Annotated in this window: 13 protein-coding genes; 4 read left to right on the top strand and 9 right to left on the bottom strand. The window is 63.7% G+C overall.

The annotated features are described in order from the left end of the window. Positions 1-71 precede the first annotated feature (71 nt). From GQB03_RS05390 to ahpC, 7 genes are all read right to left on the bottom strand, one after another. Positions 72-1,112: a response regulator gene (locus GQB03_RS05390; protein ID WP_159685710.1), complete on the bottom strand. Its 1,041-nt coding sequence runs from the start codon at positions 1,110-1,112 to the stop codon at positions 72-74. A 32-nt stretch (positions 1,113-1,144) separates the two neighbouring features. After that, positions 1,145-3,877: a PAS domain S-box protein gene (locus GQB03_RS05385; protein ID WP_159685707.1), complete on the bottom strand. Its 2,733-nt coding sequence runs from the start codon at positions 3,875-3,877 to the stop codon at positions 1,145-1,147. A 323-nt stretch (positions 3,878-4,200) separates the two neighbouring features. Next, the gene (locus tag GQB03_RS05380; RefSeq protein WP_159685705.1) at positions 4,201-5,163 is read right to left on the bottom strand and encodes an alpha-E domain-containing protein; all 963 of its coding nucleotides are present in this window, start codon (positions 5,161-5,163) and stop codon (positions 4,201-4,203) included. A gap of 2 nt (positions 5,164-5,165) precedes the next feature. After that, positions 5,166-6,623: a circularly permuted type 2 ATP-grasp protein gene (locus tag GQB03_RS05375; protein WP_159685702.1), complete on the bottom strand. Its 1,458-nt coding sequence runs from the start codon at positions 6,621-6,623 to the stop codon at positions 5,166-5,168. Positions 6,624-6,719: 96 nt separating this feature from the next. Continuing rightward, positions 6,720-7,958 carry a threonine ammonia-lyase gene (gene ilvA, locus GQB03_RS05370; RefSeq protein WP_159685700.1) on the bottom strand — a complete coding sequence of 413 codons (1,239 nt, stop codon included), beginning with the start codon at positions 7,956-7,958 and terminating at the stop codon, positions 6,720-6,722. Positions 7,959-8,075: 117 nt separating this feature from the next. After that, positions 8,076-9,647, bottom strand: a complete 1,572-nt coding sequence (gene ahpF / locus GQB03_RS05365) for an alkyl hydroperoxide reductase subunit F (RefSeq protein WP_159685697.1) — start codon at positions 9,645-9,647, stop codon at positions 8,076-8,078. Between the two features lie 129 nt (positions 9,648-9,776). Then, the gene (gene ahpC, locus GQB03_RS05360) at positions 9,777-10,343 is read right to left on the bottom strand and encodes an alkyl hydroperoxide reductase subunit C (RefSeq protein WP_159685694.1); all 567 of its coding nucleotides are present in this window, start codon (positions 10,341-10,343) and stop codon (positions 9,777-9,779) included. A 295-nt stretch (positions 10,344-10,638) separates the two neighbouring features. On the opposite strand from ahpC, the gene GQB03_RS05355 reads away from it, so the two are divergent. Continuing rightward, on the top strand, positions 10,639-11,214 hold the full coding sequence (locus GQB03_RS05355; protein WP_159685692.1) for a hypothetical protein: 576 nt from the start codon (positions 10,639-10,641) through the stop codon (positions 11,212-11,214). 22 nt (positions 11,215-11,236) lie between these two features. On the opposite strand, the gene GQB03_RS05350 is transcribed toward GQB03_RS05355, so the two are convergent. Further along, a complete protein-coding gene (locus GQB03_RS05350; protein WP_159685690.1) occupies positions 11,237-12,544 on the bottom strand; it encodes a sensor domain-containing diguanylate cyclase in 1,308 nt (435 codons plus the stop codon). A gap of 200 nt (positions 12,545-12,744) precedes the next feature. Here GQB03_RS05350 and GQB03_RS05345 point away from each other — a divergent pair, with 200 nt between their 5' ends. Then, positions 12,745-13,944, top strand: coding sequence for an NnrS family protein (locus tag GQB03_RS05345; RefSeq protein WP_159685688.1), 1,200 nt, complete (start codon positions 12,745-12,747; stop codon positions 13,942-13,944). Positions 13,945-14,038: 94 nt separating this feature from the next. After that, on the top strand, positions 14,039-15,070 hold the full coding sequence (locus tag GQB03_RS05340) for a phospholipase A (RefSeq protein ID WP_200832117.1): 1,032 nt from the start codon (positions 14,039-14,041) through the stop codon (positions 15,068-15,070). A gap of 10 nt (positions 15,071-15,080) precedes the next feature. On the opposite strand, the gene GQB03_RS05335 is transcribed toward GQB03_RS05340, so the two are convergent. Beyond that, complete coding sequence (locus tag GQB03_RS05335; protein WP_159685684.1) at positions 15,081-17,111, bottom strand: TonB-dependent receptor plug domain-containing protein; 2,031 nt, start codon at positions 17,109-17,111, stop codon at positions 15,081-15,083. A 136-nt stretch (positions 17,112-17,247) separates the two neighbouring features. On the opposite strand from GQB03_RS05335, the gene GQB03_RS05330 reads away from it, so the two are divergent. After that, on the top strand, positions 17,248-18,162 hold the full coding sequence (locus GQB03_RS05330; protein ID WP_159685681.1) for an ATP-grasp domain-containing protein: 915 nt from the start codon (positions 17,248-17,250) through the stop codon (positions 18,160-18,162). Positions 18,163-18,236 lie beyond the last annotated feature (74 nt).

The raw sequence follows: 18,236 nt of genomic DNA, 5'->3' as shown, positions 1-18,236 counted from the left end.
GCGCTGACAACACGATTTTTTGATCTCTATCCGATAGCGCTGTTAACGATTCGCGCAGCGCTAACTTAACATCAAATTTGCATATTTAGTGCGCTCGCGAGCGGTGCGTGAAGTGCCTCGCTGTTGCGCTCGAGCTCCTCCATCAAGGTTTCGATCCGGCCGGCCGGCGCCGCGTTGCGCAGCGCGCTCTCCAGATTGGCCGCTGCGGCAGCCAACTGGTCTGCGCCAATGGTTGCGGCCGAGCCCTTGAGTGAATGCGCAAGCCGCTCGGCCTCCCGCAGATCACCCGCGGCAAGCCTTGCTCGCAACTTTTGCGGATGGGTCACGTACTCCTCGGAAAACAATCGCAGCATCGCGGCATAGCGTGCGGGGCGGTTGCGCATCAGGCGCATGCCTCGATCAACGTCCATCAGGCCACAGCGCCGCAGCCGCCCCTCCAGATCGTCTTCCTCGCCCGTGACGGCCGCATCGGGGGCGATCGTCACCGGTTTCGCCGGCTGCGTCGTACCGAGCCAGTAAGCAACGGTGGATTCAAGCAGCGCGGGATCGACCGGCTTGGCGATGTGATCGTTCATTCCGGCAGCGAGACAATTGTCACGATCCTCGGCAAACGCGTTTGCCGTCATGGCAACGATCGGCAGCCGATCGCGCCCGGGAAGTGCGCGGATCGCGCGGGTCGCCTCAAGACCGTCCATCTCGGGCATCTGCATGTCCATGAGAATCAGGTCGTAGTGCGCGCCGCTGACCTTCTCGACCGCCTCCCGGCCATTTCCTGCGACATCGACGCGGTAACCCGCGTCGGCAAGGATCGCCACCGCGACCTCCTGGTTCACCGGGTGATCTTCCACCACCAGCAGACGGCAATCGCGCCGCGCCCGCGCCGGCCGCTCGGCCGATTCGAGTGGCGTCGGCCGACGCAGCGACACGGGGGCGGGTTCGAGCTTCGCGGTGAACCAGAACGTGCTGCCTTTACCCGGCGTGCTGCTGCCACCGGCCTCGCCACCCATCATCTCGGCAAGGCGCTTGCTGATCGTCAGGCCCAGGCCGGTCCCGCCGTAGCTGCGCGTGGTCGAAGAATCCGCCTGTTCAAAGGGTTTGAAGATTCGGGCCATCACTTCCGGCGCGATACCGATGCCGGTGTCCGCTACCGCGAAGCGGACATACGAGCCCCCCCTTCCTCCGGTAGCCGCTCCGCGGACAGCACGATTTCGCCACGCTCGGTGAACTTGATCGCATTACCGAGATAGTTGAGCAACACCTGGGTGAGCCGTTGACGGTCGCCAAGCAGGCTGCCATCGAGCCCCGGACCAATCCGGGTATCGATCCGCAAGCCCTTTTCGCTCGCCTTGCCGCCGAGCAGGCCGGTAACCGTGCCGAATAGCTCAGCAAGTGTGAACGGCAGGCATTCGAGCGTCAGCTTGCCTGCTTCGATCTTTGACAGATCCAGCACGTCGTCAATGATGCTCAGCAGGTGCGTAGCCGCAACGGTGAGCTTGTCGAGTCGCTCGATCTGTTGGGAATTCATTTCCCCACGCCGCATCAGATGTGCAAGGCCGAGGATCGCGTTCATCGGGGTGCGGATCTCGTGGCTCGTATTGGCGAGAAACGCACTCTTGGCACGGCTTGCCACGTCGGCGGCATCCCGTGCCTGCCTGAGCTCTTCTGTCCAGGCCATCAGCCGCGCATTGAGCTCCGCCACTTCCTTCACCCGGCCCTCGAGCGCCCGGTTGCTCGCGGCCAGCTCGCCGGTACGGGCATTCACCAGCGCTTCGAGATCGCGTCGATGCCGCTCGAGCTCGGCCTCGACTGCCTTGGCGGCGGTAACGTCCTGCATGATCATGAAATAGTTGCTGACATTGCCGTCCGCTCGCCGTACCGGCGCCACCAGGGCAAGGCCGACGATGCGTCCGCCGCTGCGGTTGCGACAGATCAGTTCACCGCTCCAGCTGGCACCCGATTTCACGGTCGCGGACATCGCCCGGTAGGCGCCCAGCTCCGCCCCCGTGCCGGCCAGGAATTCAACATGACGGCCGAGCAGTTCGTCCCGGCTGTGTCCGGTCGAGCGCACCATCGCCTCATTGACATATTCGAAACGCCCGGTCAGGTCGGTAATCCCGATGGCGCCGGGGCTCTGCTCGACCACGAGCGAGAGCGTCCGCACGGTTTCTTCCGCCGCCCGCCGATCGGTGACATCGAAGAAGGACACCACCGCGGCGCCCAGATTTCCGGTCTCAGGATCGAAAATCGGCTCCGAATTGACGATATGCCAGACGGTGGCTCCGTCTCGGCGCTTGTGGCCGAGCAACACGTCGCGCTGCGGTGTGCCCTCGCGCAAGGTCACCGTCACGGGCAGATCGGCGACCGCGATCGGCCGACCGTCTTCACCGAACACCTGCCATTCCTGAAGCGATCCGCCCGCACCGGCCGCGCTGCCACAGAACGCCTCGGCCGTGGCCGCGTGGTTGGCGCTGATGACACGGCCTGCCGGGTCAAAGACGAGGATTCCTTCCGACAGGGCGGACAATACGGAACGGTTTCGTGCTTCGCTGGCCTGCAAGGCCCGCTCCGCATCCTTTCGCTCGGTAATGTCGTGGCACAGGCACAACCATACCCTTCCGCCTTCGCGGTACAGACGAGAGCTGCGCACTTCCACGTCGCGCAACGCGCCGTCTCGACGGCGCATCCGGGTCTCGAAGACGGTGTTCCCGCGAGATTCGTCACGCAGGGCATGAAGCACGTCTTCCCGCGACCAGCTGCATTCCCAATCCCACACGTGAAGCACTGCGGCCTCGCCACGGCTGTACCCAAGCAGACGCGCAAACCCCTCGTTGAGTTCCACCACCCCGCCATCCGTGTCGAGCACCACCACGCCGTCCTCGAGCTGCTCGAGGAGCAGCGAACGACTCGAAATCTCGTCGGCCAACAGGGTCTCGTTGCGGCGCATCCGGGTAATGTCGCGGGCGACGCCGAGAACTCCGACGAGCAGGCCGCCCTGATCGTACATGGGGGTCTTGGTGGTCTCGAGCAAGCTGCGTTCGCCCCCCGCCGAACCTATCCATTCCTCATATGTTCCCGGGCTGCCGCGCCCCAGCGTCTCGCGATCCTTTCGTCGAAAATGCTCAGCCAGCCCGGCATCCACGAGATCGTAGTCGGTACGGCCGATCAAGTCCGTCTCGGACACCCCGAAAAAATGCTCGAACGCCTGATTGCACGCAAGATAGACGCCGCCGTCATCCTTCAGCCAGATCATGTCCGGAATACTGCGGATCAGAATCCGTAAGCGGGCGCGCTCGGCCTCGAGCGCGTCCTGGGCGGCGCGCGTCGCACTTACATCGCGCCCCATCAGCAGATAGCACCCATCGTCGAGGCGCTGAGCCAGCAGGTCGACCTGCAGTACCACGCCGTCGGCACGCAACAGCCGCCAGTTGCGCGTATCGGACCGTCCGCCGGGCAGCGTCGTCAGATATTCCTGAAAGGACTGCCGGTCGGATTCGGCGAAGCACGCCGAGATGTCATCGTTCTGGAGCGCCTCGGGCGAGCGCTGCAGCAGGACGGCCAGTGCGGGATTCGCTCGCAACAACCTGCGACCGTCGCGCTCGACCACACAGATTGCTTCGCCTGCCTGGCCGAGCAGCAAGCGGGCCTGCTGCTCGCGCACGGCCAGCTGCCCGCCGTAACGCCTCATGAGTACCCACAGGAGCACGCTGGTGACCGCCACGAACAGCCACCCCTTGAGCGTGGCAAGCATGGCGACACGCTCCGGGTCGTGGACCGTCGCGTTCAGCAGCCGGTCCGAAAACAGTATCCACAGGCACGCGAACAACGAATATACGAGACAGATCCGCAGCGCTGGAGAGGGGCCTTTCATGCCTTCCATTGCCGGGCCGCCCATTGTCCACCGGCGCACGCCTGCCGGCAGGCGCCACGCTGCGCATCTTCACGCGCCGACGCAACCTCGATTCGAGGGTCCATGATTTTGGCAAGATGCCAGAGATTCGATGACAGCCTGTATCGACAGCCGGACCGAAAACTTGAACTGGCGCCGCTGGACCCGACGACGCTGGCGAGCATGGCGGCCGCCAGCCGGTCGAATCACGGCCGCAGCCGTCCTCGACCCGAGCGCCGCTCCGTCGACGGCCGCCAGCTTGGAGGAACGACGGACGGGGAATCCACCGCACCTTCGCCCATCACGTGAAGGAATCAGGTCGAGATGACGGGTGCCGGCTCGTCGACACCGGCAAACCAGGTCGACTTGATGACGTCGTGAATCTCGCCGATACCCACCTGCAGGTCGTCGACAAAACGGTGCAGATCATCCGCGGAACCGGCCAGCCAGCCGGCGTCCACCGACTCCAGGCGATTCTGCAGCGCGGTCACCACGGCGCAAGCCTCGCCATTGCGCGGCAGGCTGTACATGTTGCGATGCAGATCCATGAGGCAACGATTGATCGAGCGAGGGAACAGATGGTCCTTGAGGATGAAGGCCACCACATCGGGCCCACGCACTCGGTGGCGCATCTGCTGACGGTACATCTGGTAGGCCGAGAGCGATTTGAGCACACCCATCCACTGCAGATTCTCGAACGGGGTGAGATCACCCGGCGTGCGCGGCAGCAGATTCGCGGAACGGACGTCAAGGGTGCGGGTCGTCATGTCGGCGCGCTCGAGATAGCAACCGATGCCGATGAAAGTGCGCGCCGGTGTGTGACTCAAGGTACCGATGATCATGCCGGTGACGGTCTGGCAGCCGCGGATCACGCTTTTCAGGAAGCCATCCATGCGCCGCATCGCGATGCCCCGGCTGACCTGTTCGGTTACCGAATGGTAGAGCTGGTTGATTTCCTCCCAGACTTCGCGGGGCATGACTTCGCGCGTGGTACGCAGGTTTTCGCGCGCCGCGGCAAGTGCGGAGACGATCGATCCGCCATAACGGCGATCGGCGCACAGGAAGGCCAGCACGCTGGCTTCGTCCCGCTTGCCGTAATGCTCGTCGAACAGTTCATGGCTGCCCGTGATGTTGATCAACGAGGACCAGCCCATCACGGCCGCGCCCGGAAAATCCAGCATCACATGGCGACTTACCTGGATCAGGCGGGCAGTATCCTCTGCCCGCTCCAGGTAGCGGCCCAGCCAGTACAGGTTTTCAGCGACTCGGGACAACATGGTCAGGCTCCCTCCGTATCCACGATCCAGGTGTCCTTGCTGCCGCCACCCTGCGATGAATTCACCACCAGCGACCCCTTCACCAGGGCCACCCGCGTGAGCCCGCCGGTCGTCACGTAAGTGTCGCTGCCCGAGGACAGGATGAAGGGCCGCAGGTCGACGTGTCGCGGCTCGATGCCTTCCGCACACAGCGTTGGTGCCGCCGACAGCATGAGCGTCGGCTGGGCCATGTAGTTGCGCGGATCGGCCTTGATGCGGTCGGCGAACTCGGCTCGCTGTCCCGCAGTCGAATGCGGCCCCACCAGCATGCCGTAACCGCCCGATTCGTTCGCCGGCTTGACGACCAGCTTGTCGAGGTTGTCGAGCACATAGCGCCGGTCCTCGTCATACATGCACAGGTAACTCGGCACATTGGGGACGATCGCCTCTTCCCCGAGGTAGTACTTGATGATCTTGGGGACGAAGGCATACACCACCTTGTCGTCGGCAACGCCGGCACCCGGTGCATTGCACAGCGCAACATTGCCGGCACGCCAGGCTCGCATCAGTCCGCGCACGCCCAGCATTGATTCGGGATTGAATGCCTCGGGGTCGATGAACAGGTCATCCACCCGTCGATAGATCACATCCACCCGCTTGAGGCCATCGATGGTGCGCATGTAGACGCAATCGTCGGTGCCGACGATGAGATCCGAACCTTCCACCAGATCGACGCCCATCTGCTGGGCGAGATATGCGTGCTCGAAATAAGCTGAATTGTAGATACCCGGCGTCATGATCGCGATGGACGGCACGTCGCCTGGTCGCGGCGACATCGCGGCGAGCATGTCGTAAAGCTGGGCGGGATAGTCGTCGACCGGCATGATGCGGCCGGTTTCGAACATCTCGGGCATCACGCGCTTCATGACGTTGCGGTTCTCGAGCATGTAGGAGACGCCCGAGGGAATGCGCAGATTATCCTCGAGGACGTAGATGGTGCCGTCCTTGTCCCGCACCAGATCAGATCCGCAGATGTGCGCCCAGATGCCGTGAGGCGGACTGACGCCAACACATTGCGGACGGAAATTCACCGATTGCTCGAGCAGTTCGGCGGGAAAAACGCCATCCTTGATGATGCGCTGATCGTGGTAGAGATCGTCGATGAAGAGGTTGAGGGCATGAACGCGCTGCTTGAGGCCGGCTTCGACACGTTGCCACTCGGCAAGTGGAATGATCCGCGGAACGATATCGAAGGGCCACGCCCGGTCGATCATGTTTCCGTCGGAATAGACCGTGAAGGTGATCCCCATGACCTGGATCGCCACCTCTGCCGCGCTCTTGAGTTCCGCCACCTCCTGCGCGGACAGGCTCGCCAGGTACCTGCACAATTCCAGCGCCGCCTCCCGGGGCACGCCGCCCTCCGTCAGCAGCTCATCATACAAACCCGAACAGGCGTAATCGCTCCACTCGATACGTGACATGGCGTCCTCTGCATTGCGGGCGCCCGGGGATCCGGGCTGCGGGTACTACAATAGCCCGGCAACGCGCCTTGCGCCAGTGCTGCACCTGCACAGGCACTACAGACCGAGCAGATTGCGCACCGTCATGCCTTCACCGGCGAGATGGGCAAGCAGTTCGCGCTGGTGCTCGAAGTCACGGGTTTCCATCTGCAGGATCACCTCGGTCATGCCTACCGGCACGTGCAGCTCGCCCCGACGGTGCTCGACATGACGGATGTTCATGCCCAACTCGGCAACCGACTTGATCAGTGCCATGAGTCTGCCCGGCGTGTCCGCGATGGTGACCGCGACGCTCATCAGGCGCCCGCTCGAGGCAAGGCCATAGTCGATCGAGCGCCCGACCAGGGTCATGTCCACATTGCCGCCGGAGATCACGCACACCACCCGGTCCGCCGCATTGAGGCGGATCTTCTTCTGCATCAGCGCGGCAAGGCCGACCACGCCCGCACCCTCGCCAATGGTACGGGTGCGCTCGAGCAGCGTGACGATCGCCTCGGCAATGGCGTTGTCGTCGACGGTGACGATCTGGTCGACATGGCGCGCGATCACCTGGCGATTGCACTGCCCCGGCCGTTTGACCTTGATGCCGTCGGCGATCGTGTGGGCAGCCGGCGAAACCTCTTCGAGCGAACCGTCGATCAGGAAGCGACGATAGGGCGCGACCGTCTCGGTCTGCACGCCGATGATGCGGATGGCCGGGTTCTGCAACTTGAGCGCAAGGGCGATCCCAGAGATCAGCCCACCACCGCCCAGCGGAACGATCGCGACCGTCATGTCGGGCGCATCTTCGAGCATTTCGAGGCCGCAACTGCCCTGCCCAGCGATCACGTCCCAGTCATCGTAGGGATGCAGGAACTCGAGCTTGTCGGCCGCCGCGATACGCCGGGCTTCGTCGGCCGCCTGCTCCAAATTGTCACCGAACAGGCGCACATCCGCGCCCATCTTGCGACATGACTGGATCTTGGTAAGCGGTGCGCTCACCGGCATCACCACCACCGCGTGCAGGCCGGCAAGGATCGCGGCCCGCGCCACGCCCTGCGCGTGATTGCCCGCAGAAGCGGCTATTACACCGCCTGGCGGATGATCCCCGGCCATCAAGCGCCCGATCTTGTGAGTGGCGCCGCGGATCTTGAACGAACCCGTACGCTGCAGGTTTTCGAGTTTCAGCTGCAGCGGAACACCGAACTCTTCGGAGAGCGGATCGTTCTGCCACTGGGCGGTGCGGATCACCGCGTCGGCTATGCGCTCACGCGCGAGTTCGAGGGCCGCCAGATCAAGTGGCAGGGTGCGGGTCATGCGGGGTCTCCTTCATGTCGTGACGCCCCTGCGGCTTGTGGCCGAAGGGGCGCTCGGGTTCCGCATTATCCGCGCGGCCGGGCAGGCCTCGCAAGCCGCATCGCGGCCCGCGCTCGCTCAGACGACCGCGGCCTCCTCGGCCGGCGCGGGGCTTCGAATCAGGTGATCGAAAGCCGACAAGGCAGCTTTGGAGCCCTCGCCCATGGCGATGATGATCTGCTTGTACGGAACGGTCGTCGCATCGCCCGCCGCGAACACACCGGGCAGCGAAGTCTCGCAACGGCTGTTGATCTCGATCTCGCCATGTTTCGAAAGGGCGAGGGTGCCCTTGAGCCAGTCGGTGTTGGGCAGCAAGCCGATCTGCACAAACACGCCGGAGAGCGCAAGCGAATGCATTTCACCGCTCTTGCGATCCTTGTATACCAAGCCGTTCATCTTCTCGCCGTTGCCGGTCACTTCGGTGGTCTGGGCGTCGGTGATGATGGTGACGTTGGGCAGGCTGCGCAGCTTGGTCTGCAGCACCGCATCGGCGCGAAGCTTGCTGTCGAACTCCAGCAGGGTCACATGGGCCACGATGCCGGCGAGGTCGATCGCTGCTTCGACACCGGAATTGCCACCGCCGATCACCGCGACATCCTTGCCCTTGAACAGCGGACCGTCGCAGTGCGGGCAGTAGGCCACGCCGCGACCGCGGTACTCGCGCTCACCGGGGACGTTCATCTCGCGCCAGCGCGCGCCGGTTGCGAGAATCACCGAGCGGCTGCGCAGTACCGCGCCGTTGGCAAGCGTGATCTCGATCATGTCCCCCGCCTTGAGCGACTCCGCACGCTGCAGGTTCATCACGTCGACTTCGTAGCTCTTGACGTGCTCCTCGAGCGCCATCGACAGCTTCGGTCCGTCGGTCTCCTTGACCGAGATGAAGTTCTCGATCGCCATGGTGTCCTGCACCTGGCCACCGAAGCGCTCCGACACCACCCCGGTGCGGATTCCCTTGCGCGCCGCGTAGATCGCCGCCGCCGCGCCCGCCGGACCGCCGCCGACCACGAGCACGTCGAAGCTTTCCTTGGCGGAAAGTTTCGCCGCATCACGCGTCGCAGCCCCGGTATCGACCTTGGCGAGAATCTCCTCGAGCAGCATGCGGCCCTGACCGAAGGCTTCGCCGTTGGCGATCACCGTCGGCACCGCCATGATCTTGAGTTCGTTGACCCGATCCTGGAAAAGCGCGCCGTCGATCATTGTGTGGCTGATCTTCGGGTTCAGGATCGACATCAGGTTGAGCGCCTGAACGACTTCCGGACAGTTGTGGCAGGACAGGGAGATGTAGGTCTCGAAGTGGATCTCGGCGTCGAGCGCCCGGATCTGTTCGATCACCGCTTCTTCCACCTTGGGCGGGTGGCCGCCCGTCTGCAGCAGGGCGAGTATCAGCGAAGTGAATTCATGGCCCATCGGGATACCCGCGAAACTCACCCGGGCCGTCTCGCCGGGACGTCCGACGCTGAACGACGGCCGCAAGTCCGCACTGCCGTCGCTGCGCATTGCGACCTTGTCGGAAAGGCTCGCAATGTCCTGCAGGAGCGCGTGCATTTCCTGCGATTTCGCGCTGTCGTCGAGCGATGCAACCAGTTCGATCGGTTGCTGCAGGCGCTCGAGATAGGCCTTGAGTTGCGTCTTGATGTTTGCGTCGAGCATGGCTTTCTCCCCTCTTAGGAATCCCAATGAAAAGGCGCCAGGAGGCAGACTGAGCTTCCCTGCTGGCGCCTTTGCGCTGAAATCCGGGCCTGGAGGCCGCCTGGTGGCGACCTCCGGCAACGCATGAACTTAGATCTTGCCGACCAGATCGAGCGACGGAGCGAGGGTTGCTTCGCCCGGGGTCCATTTGGCGGGGCAGACTTCACCCGGGTGAGCGGCCACGTACTGGGCTGCCTGCACCTTGCGGATCAGCTCCTTGGCGTCACGGCCGATACCCAGATCGTGAATCTCGGCAACCTTGATCTGGCCTTCGGGGTTGATCACGAAGGTACCGCGCAGGGCCAGGCCTTCTTCCTCGATCATCACGTCGAAGTTGCGCGAGATCACACCGGTGGGGTCGCCGATCATCGGGTAACGGATTTTCTGGATGGTCTCGGAAGCGTCATGCCAGGCCTTGTGGGTGAAGTGGGTGTCGGTCGAAACCGAGTACACCTCGACGCCCATGTCCTTCAGCTGCGCGTAGTTGTCGGCAAGGTCGCCGAGTTCGGTCGGGCACACGAAGGTAAAGTCGGCCGGGTAGAAGAACACCACCGACCACTTGCCCTTGAGGTCCTCGCTGCTGACCGGCACGAACTTGCCATTGTGGTAGGCGGTTGCGTTGAAGGGCTTGATTTCGGTATTGATGAGACTTGCCATCAGTGTTTCTCCGTGAGTGGTTTTAAAGACAACAGCGACATCTTAGAAAGCGTCGAAAAATGAATCCAATTGATTGTAGAAATTACATCGATTGGCCTTGCCTATCGACGGGCAAACCCGCCGATGCTCCCTGCCGCCCCGAACGGGATTCCCGACCGATATGCGTGGCGGGATTCTCGCTTGATCTTCGCGGCAGAAAAAATCTGCGCAGCGCTCGAAATAGCGTGACGAAGCGCTGCCGGAACAGCGAAATCGGGTATTTTATGCGCTCTTCCCCAAATCTGCCCTCGTGGTGATGAGAACAGCCTCCCTCTTCTGTCTCGCCTTGCTGGCCGCCCCTTGTCTGGCCGCCGACCCTCCCCAATCCAGCGATGCACAGGCCATCGAACGCGCGACCACCTTGCGCAGGGAAGCCGCCGAGCTACGGGCACGGGCAGAGCGAGACGAAACGCTCAGAAAACCTGAGTGCGATCGCGCCTTTCAGGTGAACCGGTGTCTGCAGGAGGCCCGGGAGGCGCGCCTCGTCGATGTACGAAAGGCCCGCAACCTCGAACATCAGGCCCATCAGCTGGAACTCGGCGTAAAGCGCAGACAGGCAGCCAGCGCCCCCCACGCGGAACCTGTCCGGCCACACGAGACGAAAACACCTGCGCCGCCATTACGCATCAGAATGCGCAATGGTCCGAACGGGTCGGCACGGGATCCAGCGGACGCCGCAGGCGCACGCCAGACCCACGAAGCTCGGCTCGCGGCAGCGCGGCACCAGGAAGAGGCCGCAGCAGCGCGTCGCGCCGCGCAGGCAAGGGCAGATCGCACCCGCTACGACGCACGCCAGCGTGCCTACGAGGAAAAACAGGCCGGAAAAGAGTGAGCCGACACGGCGGGGTGCGCGCTCAGGATGCCGCCGGCATTCGCATTGCGAGCTCCACGCGACCGCGCCCCAGTGTCTTGGCGCGGTAAAGCGCGCGGTCGGCCGCGAGCATCAGTTCGGATGTTTCGGTAAAGCTCGGAAAACACGCAACGCCGATGCTGACATCGACCGTCTCGAGTTTCGGCACGCCAGGCCAGGACGCCGAGGCGAGGTGCTGCCGCAGCTTTCCTGCCAGCGTAAGCATTTCTTCCTCGGTGACATCGACGCACAGGAGCAGGAACTCCTCCCCACCCCATCGAAAGAGGTAATCGGCGTTCCGGATCAGGCTGCCAAGCAGTTCCGCCACGCCGCGCAAGACGTAGTCCCCGGCGAGATGGCCGTGCACATCGTTGATCTGCTTGAAATGGTCGACGTCGATCATGGCCAGCCCCAGACCGAGTCCGAGACGCTGGCACAGCCTCAGCTGTGCCGGAACGATTACCTCGCTCTCACGTCGGTTGAGCAGACCTGTCAGGCTGTCGTGACTGGCCAGGCGCTGGAGTTCGATCTCGATCTGCTTCTGCTCGGTCGTGTTGTGCACCATGCCCGCCATTCGAAGCGCCCTGCCCTGATCGTCCCGCGCGCATATCCGGCCACGGTCGCGCACCCACACATAGTGCCCGTTGCGGTTGCGCAGACGGTATTCGGCATCGTAGCGCTCACGCAGACCGCTGAGGTGGTCCGACACCGTCTGCAAGACGCGCCGTTTGTCGTCGGGGTGGATGTTGTCGCTCCAGTCGGAGAGTTTCGGCGACGCCATCTCGTGCGGCCCATAACCTAGCATGCGCTTCAGTTGAGGACTGAAGTAGACGTGATCGGTCTGGATATCCCAGTCCCATAACCCGTCGGTTGCTTCGTTGAGCGCGTACCGCAACTGCACGTCGCGGGACAGCAGATCATTCCCCTGGGCCAGGCGGCCGCCGATGTTGCGGGCCACCGACAGGAAATACTCCCGCCCGTCGAACATGAGGGTTCGGGTATGCACCTCGACCGAGACCTCGTGACCGGCCTTGTGGCGGTGCCGCCCGACGAAGACGTAGGAACTGCCCTGCCGGATCACGTTGGCGATTTCCCGCCATTGCTCCGGGCCGACCACGTCCATCTGCAGGCTCAGGACGGAATGACCGAGAACTTCATCGCGCTCCATGCCGAGTTCAAGGTATGCGGGTCCATTGCAGAAGACGATCCGCGAGGTGTCCGGATCAATGAGGTACACCGCGTCGGGCAGGCGCTCGCACAAGACCTTCAGCAATTCGGTTTCACCTGCACTCGACAGGACCAGTGACGGCATCGGCCACCCCCGCACGCGTTTTTCGATAACCCGCTGGATTCCACGGCACCGGAACAGCCTCGGAAGTATAGGACGACCACCGACACTGCGGCATACCATAACGTTGGCATATCTTCATCCGGCACGCACTTGACCCCGGGCAAGGTAATGCGGCCAACCGCGACATAGGCTCGACCCAGCCATTCCTTTCAGGTGCATTCATGGGCATCGTGCCACTCGAAGAACCCCGGCCATCCAGCGCCACCAGTCAAGGCAAGATCGCGCTGCTGGCACTCGGTTTTCGCCCCTTCTACCTGCTTGCTGCCGCTTTCGCGGCCATCGTGATCCCTGCCTGGCTGGCAATCTTCGCCGGGCTTCTGGCGCCGCCCAGCGCGATCCCGGGATTGCTATGGCACGCCCACGAGATGCTCTTCGGCTTCGCCTGCGCGGTCATCGCGGGTTTTCTGTTTACCGCGGGTCGTGCCTGGACTGGCCAACCCACGCCAACCGGCATCCCGCTCGCAATGCTGGCCCTGCTGTGGCTTGCGGGACGCCTGGCGTTCATCGTCGCCCCGATCTGGATTGCGGCACCACTCGACTTCGCCTTTCTTCCCGCGGTGGCGATCGCGCTCGCGCGCGTGCTCGTCCGGGCCGGCAACAAGCGCAACTATTTTGCACCTTTGCTTCTCGCCGCACTTGCGGCTGCCAATCTTCTCTTTCATCTGCGCGTATCGGGAATCATGGGCGGCGACCCCTTGCAGGGCGTCATCATCGGTCTTGCGCTGGTGACGGTCCTCGAAACGATAATCGGCGGCAGGATCATTCCAAATTTCACCAGCAACGGCCTTGGCGGCCTGAAGATCGATCGCAATCAGGCACTCGAAAAGGCGGCACTCGCACTCAGCATCGTCGCACTGCTGGCCTGGGCACTCGGTGCGCCGGGCTGGCTGGTGGTGCCCGGCGCGACGCTTGCCGCCGCACTGCAGTTCGCGCGGAGCCTGAGCTGGCATCCGGGCGCGACGCTGAAGACGCCACTGCTGTGGATACTGCATCTTTCCCATGGCTGGATCGTGCCGGGGTTATTGCTGATCGCTGCCTCGGAACTCGGCTGGGTTCCGCGGAGCGTCGCGGTACATGCACTGGGAATCGGTGCGATGGCCGGCCTCATCATGGGCATGATCACCCGCACCGCGCTCGGTCACACCGGCCGCACGCTGGTTGCGGGCGGGATCGAGACGACATGCTATGCCCTGATCCATCTGGCCGTGCTTGCCCGCGTGCTGCCGACCCTGCTCGCACCCGCGCTGTACTGGCCGGGCCTGGTATTGGCTGGCGTCGCCTGGAGCGCTGCCTTCCTGCTCTACCTGACGCGCTACGGCCCGATCCTCTGGCGTCCCCGCATCGACGGCAAGCCCGGCTGAGTCAGCTGCCCGGCAGGGCAGACCGCTTCGTGTGAAAATGCAGGCTCGAAATTTCGCCGCGGACGGTATCGCCTCTGCGGGACGGAGCGACGTCATGCGACTGACAACCCTCTGCCTGAGTGGCAGTCTGGTTCTTGCGTTGCCGGCATTCGGGGCCGATACGCTGGAATCGTGCATTACCGAGAAGAACGACACCCGCCGTCTGGCCTGCTACGACCGGATTGCGGGTCGCGCGCCCCGCGCCAGCGACGCGGTGAGCATGGAACAGTCCGGCCCGCCCGCTCATCTGCGCGTCACGGCGCGTGAATCGCGCGGCAGTACGCTGTCCGAACGCTGGGAACTCGCCGCGGACGACAAACGCGGCCTGTTCCTCTTCCGGCCATACAAACCCGTGTATCTCCTGCCGCTGCGCTGGTCGGACAATCCCAACGAACAACCCCGCGGTTACACCGCCCGCAGCACCGCCGACGAAGCGAGCCCGGTGAAGCAGATCGAAGCCAAGTTCCAGCTCAGCTTCAAGACCAAACTGCTCGAGAACGTATTGGGAGACAACGGCGACCTGTGGTTCGGTTACACCCAGCAGTCGAACTGGCAGCTATACAGCAAGGGCGAATCATCGCCCTTCCGCGAGACCGTGTTCGAGCCCGAATTCATGGGCGTGCTGCGTACCAACATCGACGTGCTGGGGATGAAATGGCGCTTCCTCAATATCGGCGTCAACCACCAGTCGAACGGCCGTTCCGACCCCTATTCGCGCAGCTGGAATCGCATCTACGCGCAGTTCGGTCTCGAGGGCAAGGACTTCGCGCTGCTGGTCAAACCCTGGTACCGGATCCCGGAGAAGGCCTCGACGGACGACAACCGAGACATCCTCGATTACATGGGACGCGGCGAAGTGCTCGGCATCTGGAAGCGTGATGGCCACGTGCTGTCGCTGACCCTGCGGCACTCGCTGCGCCTTGGCGAGGTCAGCCGTGGTTCGGCCGCGATCGACTGGGCTTTCCCGCTGCAGGGTTTCCTGAAGGGGCATATGCAGCTGTTTACCGGTTATGGCGAGAGCCTCATCGACTACAACCATCGCCAGACCGTCTTCGGCCTCGGCATCTCGCTCGCCCAGTGGCTGTAAGGGACGGAGTCTAGAACGAGAGCGCGAGCCCCAGCCACACCATCGCCGAAACCGGATTGATCGGGCGACCTGGATTCAGGAACTGCATCGAGCGATCGGCGATTTCCTGGTGCCTGGCACCAACGTTGATCGCCGAGAGGCTGTAGCGGACCGCCGTGTCACGCACGCGCACGGTGCGCCACAGGTTGAGATCCCAGCTGGTATAGGGTTCGGCGCTGTATCTGAAACGGGGTACGAAGCCGTCGCCACCCGCCAGCGCACCCATGCGCAGCATGCTGACCATGCTGTGCCAGCCACCGCGCCAGTCCTGCAACCAGCTCATGCTCGCCGCGTAGGGCGAAACCCGCCGGTCTACGTCGGGGTCGCCGGCGCGTGGATCCACCAGTGTATGGGTCAGGCGAAAGCGGGAGCCGACCTGCGGTTCGGCCTCTAGCTGATATTCGAGGCCGCGCAAGTCGAAGGCGTGCCCGTAGTTCTCGTACCGCGCGGAGCCCAGCACCGGAGAGAGCACCGGCGCCGGGAACGGATCGGGTTGCGGCACGCGCAGGATGAAGTCGCGGATACGCTCGTTGAACACTCGCACGTCGAGGCTGGCGCGCCACTGCGGGAGACGGCCGAAGTAGCCGACTTCGACACTGTCCACCCTGCTCTGGCGCAACCCCGGGTTGGGCAGGTAGGGTCGCACCAGCACGTCGCCGGACACCGGATCCACCGCGCGGATATCGCCGTATTTCTCGAACAGGGTGAGCTGCTTGTACGCCCGTGCATACCCGGCGCGCAGGGTGTCGTTCGCGGTGGCCTGCCAGTTGAGGAAGGCCCGCGGCGTGAAATGCGCCGCCTCGCCCTGATACTTCTCGTGCAAGACGCCGGCATTGAGGTTGAGATCCTCGCGCAATCGCCATTCGAGGTTGGCAAAGAGCCGCTGCAGATCGAGATGATCCGGGCGGCCCTGGCTGAACAGAAAGGGGGCATCCACCTCGTCGCGGCGCCATTCCAGCCCCCACACGGCCTTGATCCCCGGTGCCAGCAACTGGCGACGCTGCAGTTCGACACCGTGGCGGACGCTGTCCCGGTCGCGATCGAGCGGCACCCCGTCATAGTAGGGCAGGGGGGGCGACTCGGCTGCCGTGCTGGCGGCCCAGCGATCACGGATCCGCTCATGGTTGCGGTACAGGTTGAGCATCCATTCTTCGTCGGCCCCGGTGGTACGGCGCCATTGCAGGTGCAGGGTATCGGCAAACGACCGGGAATTGCGCAGGCCATTGTTGTTGAGCGAAGACGCGGCGTAGCCCTCTCCGCGAAGCGCGCTCGAGATACCGACTCTCAGCACCAGCGCGTTGTCGGTATCGATCTGTACATCGCCGCGCAGCGTGAGCACGTCGAGCTGGCTGTTGTCCTCGAGCTCCTCGAATCCACCGTCGCGGCGGGACACCGCGCTGAGTCTGAACGCCGCGCCGTTGGCCGCGTTGCTGACGCTCGCGCTCAGGTCACGGATGCCATCACCACCCATTCGCACGTGAACGCGACGCTCGGGCAGTTCGGAAGCATGACGCGTGAGGATGTTGATCGCGCCGAGAAAGGCATTTGCACCATAAGCATTGGTGTTCGTGCCGCGAACCACCTCGATCCGGTCAATCTCGTCCATCGCGAGCGGCAATGCATACCAGTCAACGCCGCCGAAGGAACTCGGAGAATAAACCGATCTGCCATCGATCATGACCTGCATCTCGGTCGGAAAGTCGTTACCCAGACCGTGGTAGGTGACCCACTGATAATGCCCGCGCTCCTGTCCGATCATCATCCCGGGAACGAGACGCAGCACACGTGCCAGATCGCGATAGCCGGTCGCCTCGATGAAGCTGCGATCGATCATCGTTGCCGCCCCCGGCACTTCGGGCAAAGGCTGCGGGAGACGAGAAACGCTCAACACCACCGGCATCGGGTCAAAGAACAGCGCTTCGGTCGACTCCGCCATGGCATGCGGGGCCGACAGCACTGCCAGCAGCACGACACCCGCACGAACAGCAGCACCTTCGGACATGACGCATACCGGGATTCGAAGCCTCCGAGTATAACGACACATCGGACCGCTGAAGCGGTCCATCGAAGCACCCGCGCGATGATCGCGTCCCGCTTCCGGGCTAGAATCCGTGGCCAGTCACGATTCGCCACCGATCATGAGCACCCACAGCTGGGACGTCGTCATTCTCACCGAGGACCGCTATCTCGACCCTGACCCCCACGACTGGTATCAGGCGCAGATCCGCAACGAAGACGGGCTCGTTTCCCGCGCCTTGACGGAACGCGGCCTGCGGGTCGGCCGGGCGAGCTGGTCCGATCCCGATTTCCCCTGGCGGCACACCCGCTCGGCGGTGTTTCGGAGCACCTGGGACTATTTCGACCGCTTCGACCGGTTCGCGCCCTGGCTCGAGGCTGCGGCGCAGCAGACGCGGCTGTTCAACCCCGCCGAGCTGATCCGCTGGAACCTCGACAAGCACTATCTGCTGGATCTCTCGAGCGCCGGCATCCGCATCGTTCCCACGCGTTACGTCGCTGCCGGCCGGACCGACAGCCTCGGCGGAATCATGGACGATGCCGGCTGGGACGAGATCGTCTTCAAGCCGATCGTGTCCGGTGCGGCACGTCTTACCTACCGGGTAGACCGGCACACGCTGGCCGCGCACGAGGCGTTGTTCCTGCGCTGCACCTCAGCCGAAGCGATGATGGTTCAACCCTTCCAGCCCGCCGTGCTTGGCGAGGGCGAACTATCGCTGATCGTGATCGAGGGTCGCACCACCCACGCCATCCGCAAGACTGCCGCAGCTGGCGACTTTCGCGTCCAGGACGATCATGGCGGCACCGTCCATGCGCATCACCCCGGCGATGATGAACGGGCATTCGCGGAAGCGGCAGTCGCGGCCTGCCCCGCACTTCCGCTTTATGCACGGGTGGATTTCGTTCGTGCCCCCGACGGTGGCTTGTGCCTCATGGAGCTCGAACTGATCGAGCCCGAACTGTTCTTCCGCTTCCACCCGCCCGCCGCCGCGGCACTCGCGGAAGCGCTGCACGAACGACTGAACGACGGCGCCTGACCCCCTGGTGGCCTTCGGACATTGAGGTCGCGGGATGATCCTGCGATCATGCGACCAATGCGCCGGCAGCCACG

Source organism: Cognatazoarcus halotolerans (genome assembly GCF_009800965.1).
Taxonomy (GTDB): Bacteria; Pseudomonadota; Gammaproteobacteria; order Burkholderiales; family Rhodocyclaceae; genus Cognatazoarcus; species Cognatazoarcus halotolerans.
The sequence above is the reverse complement of the archived record's forward strand: the minus strand, read 5'-3'. Positions and strand labels throughout refer to the sequence as shown.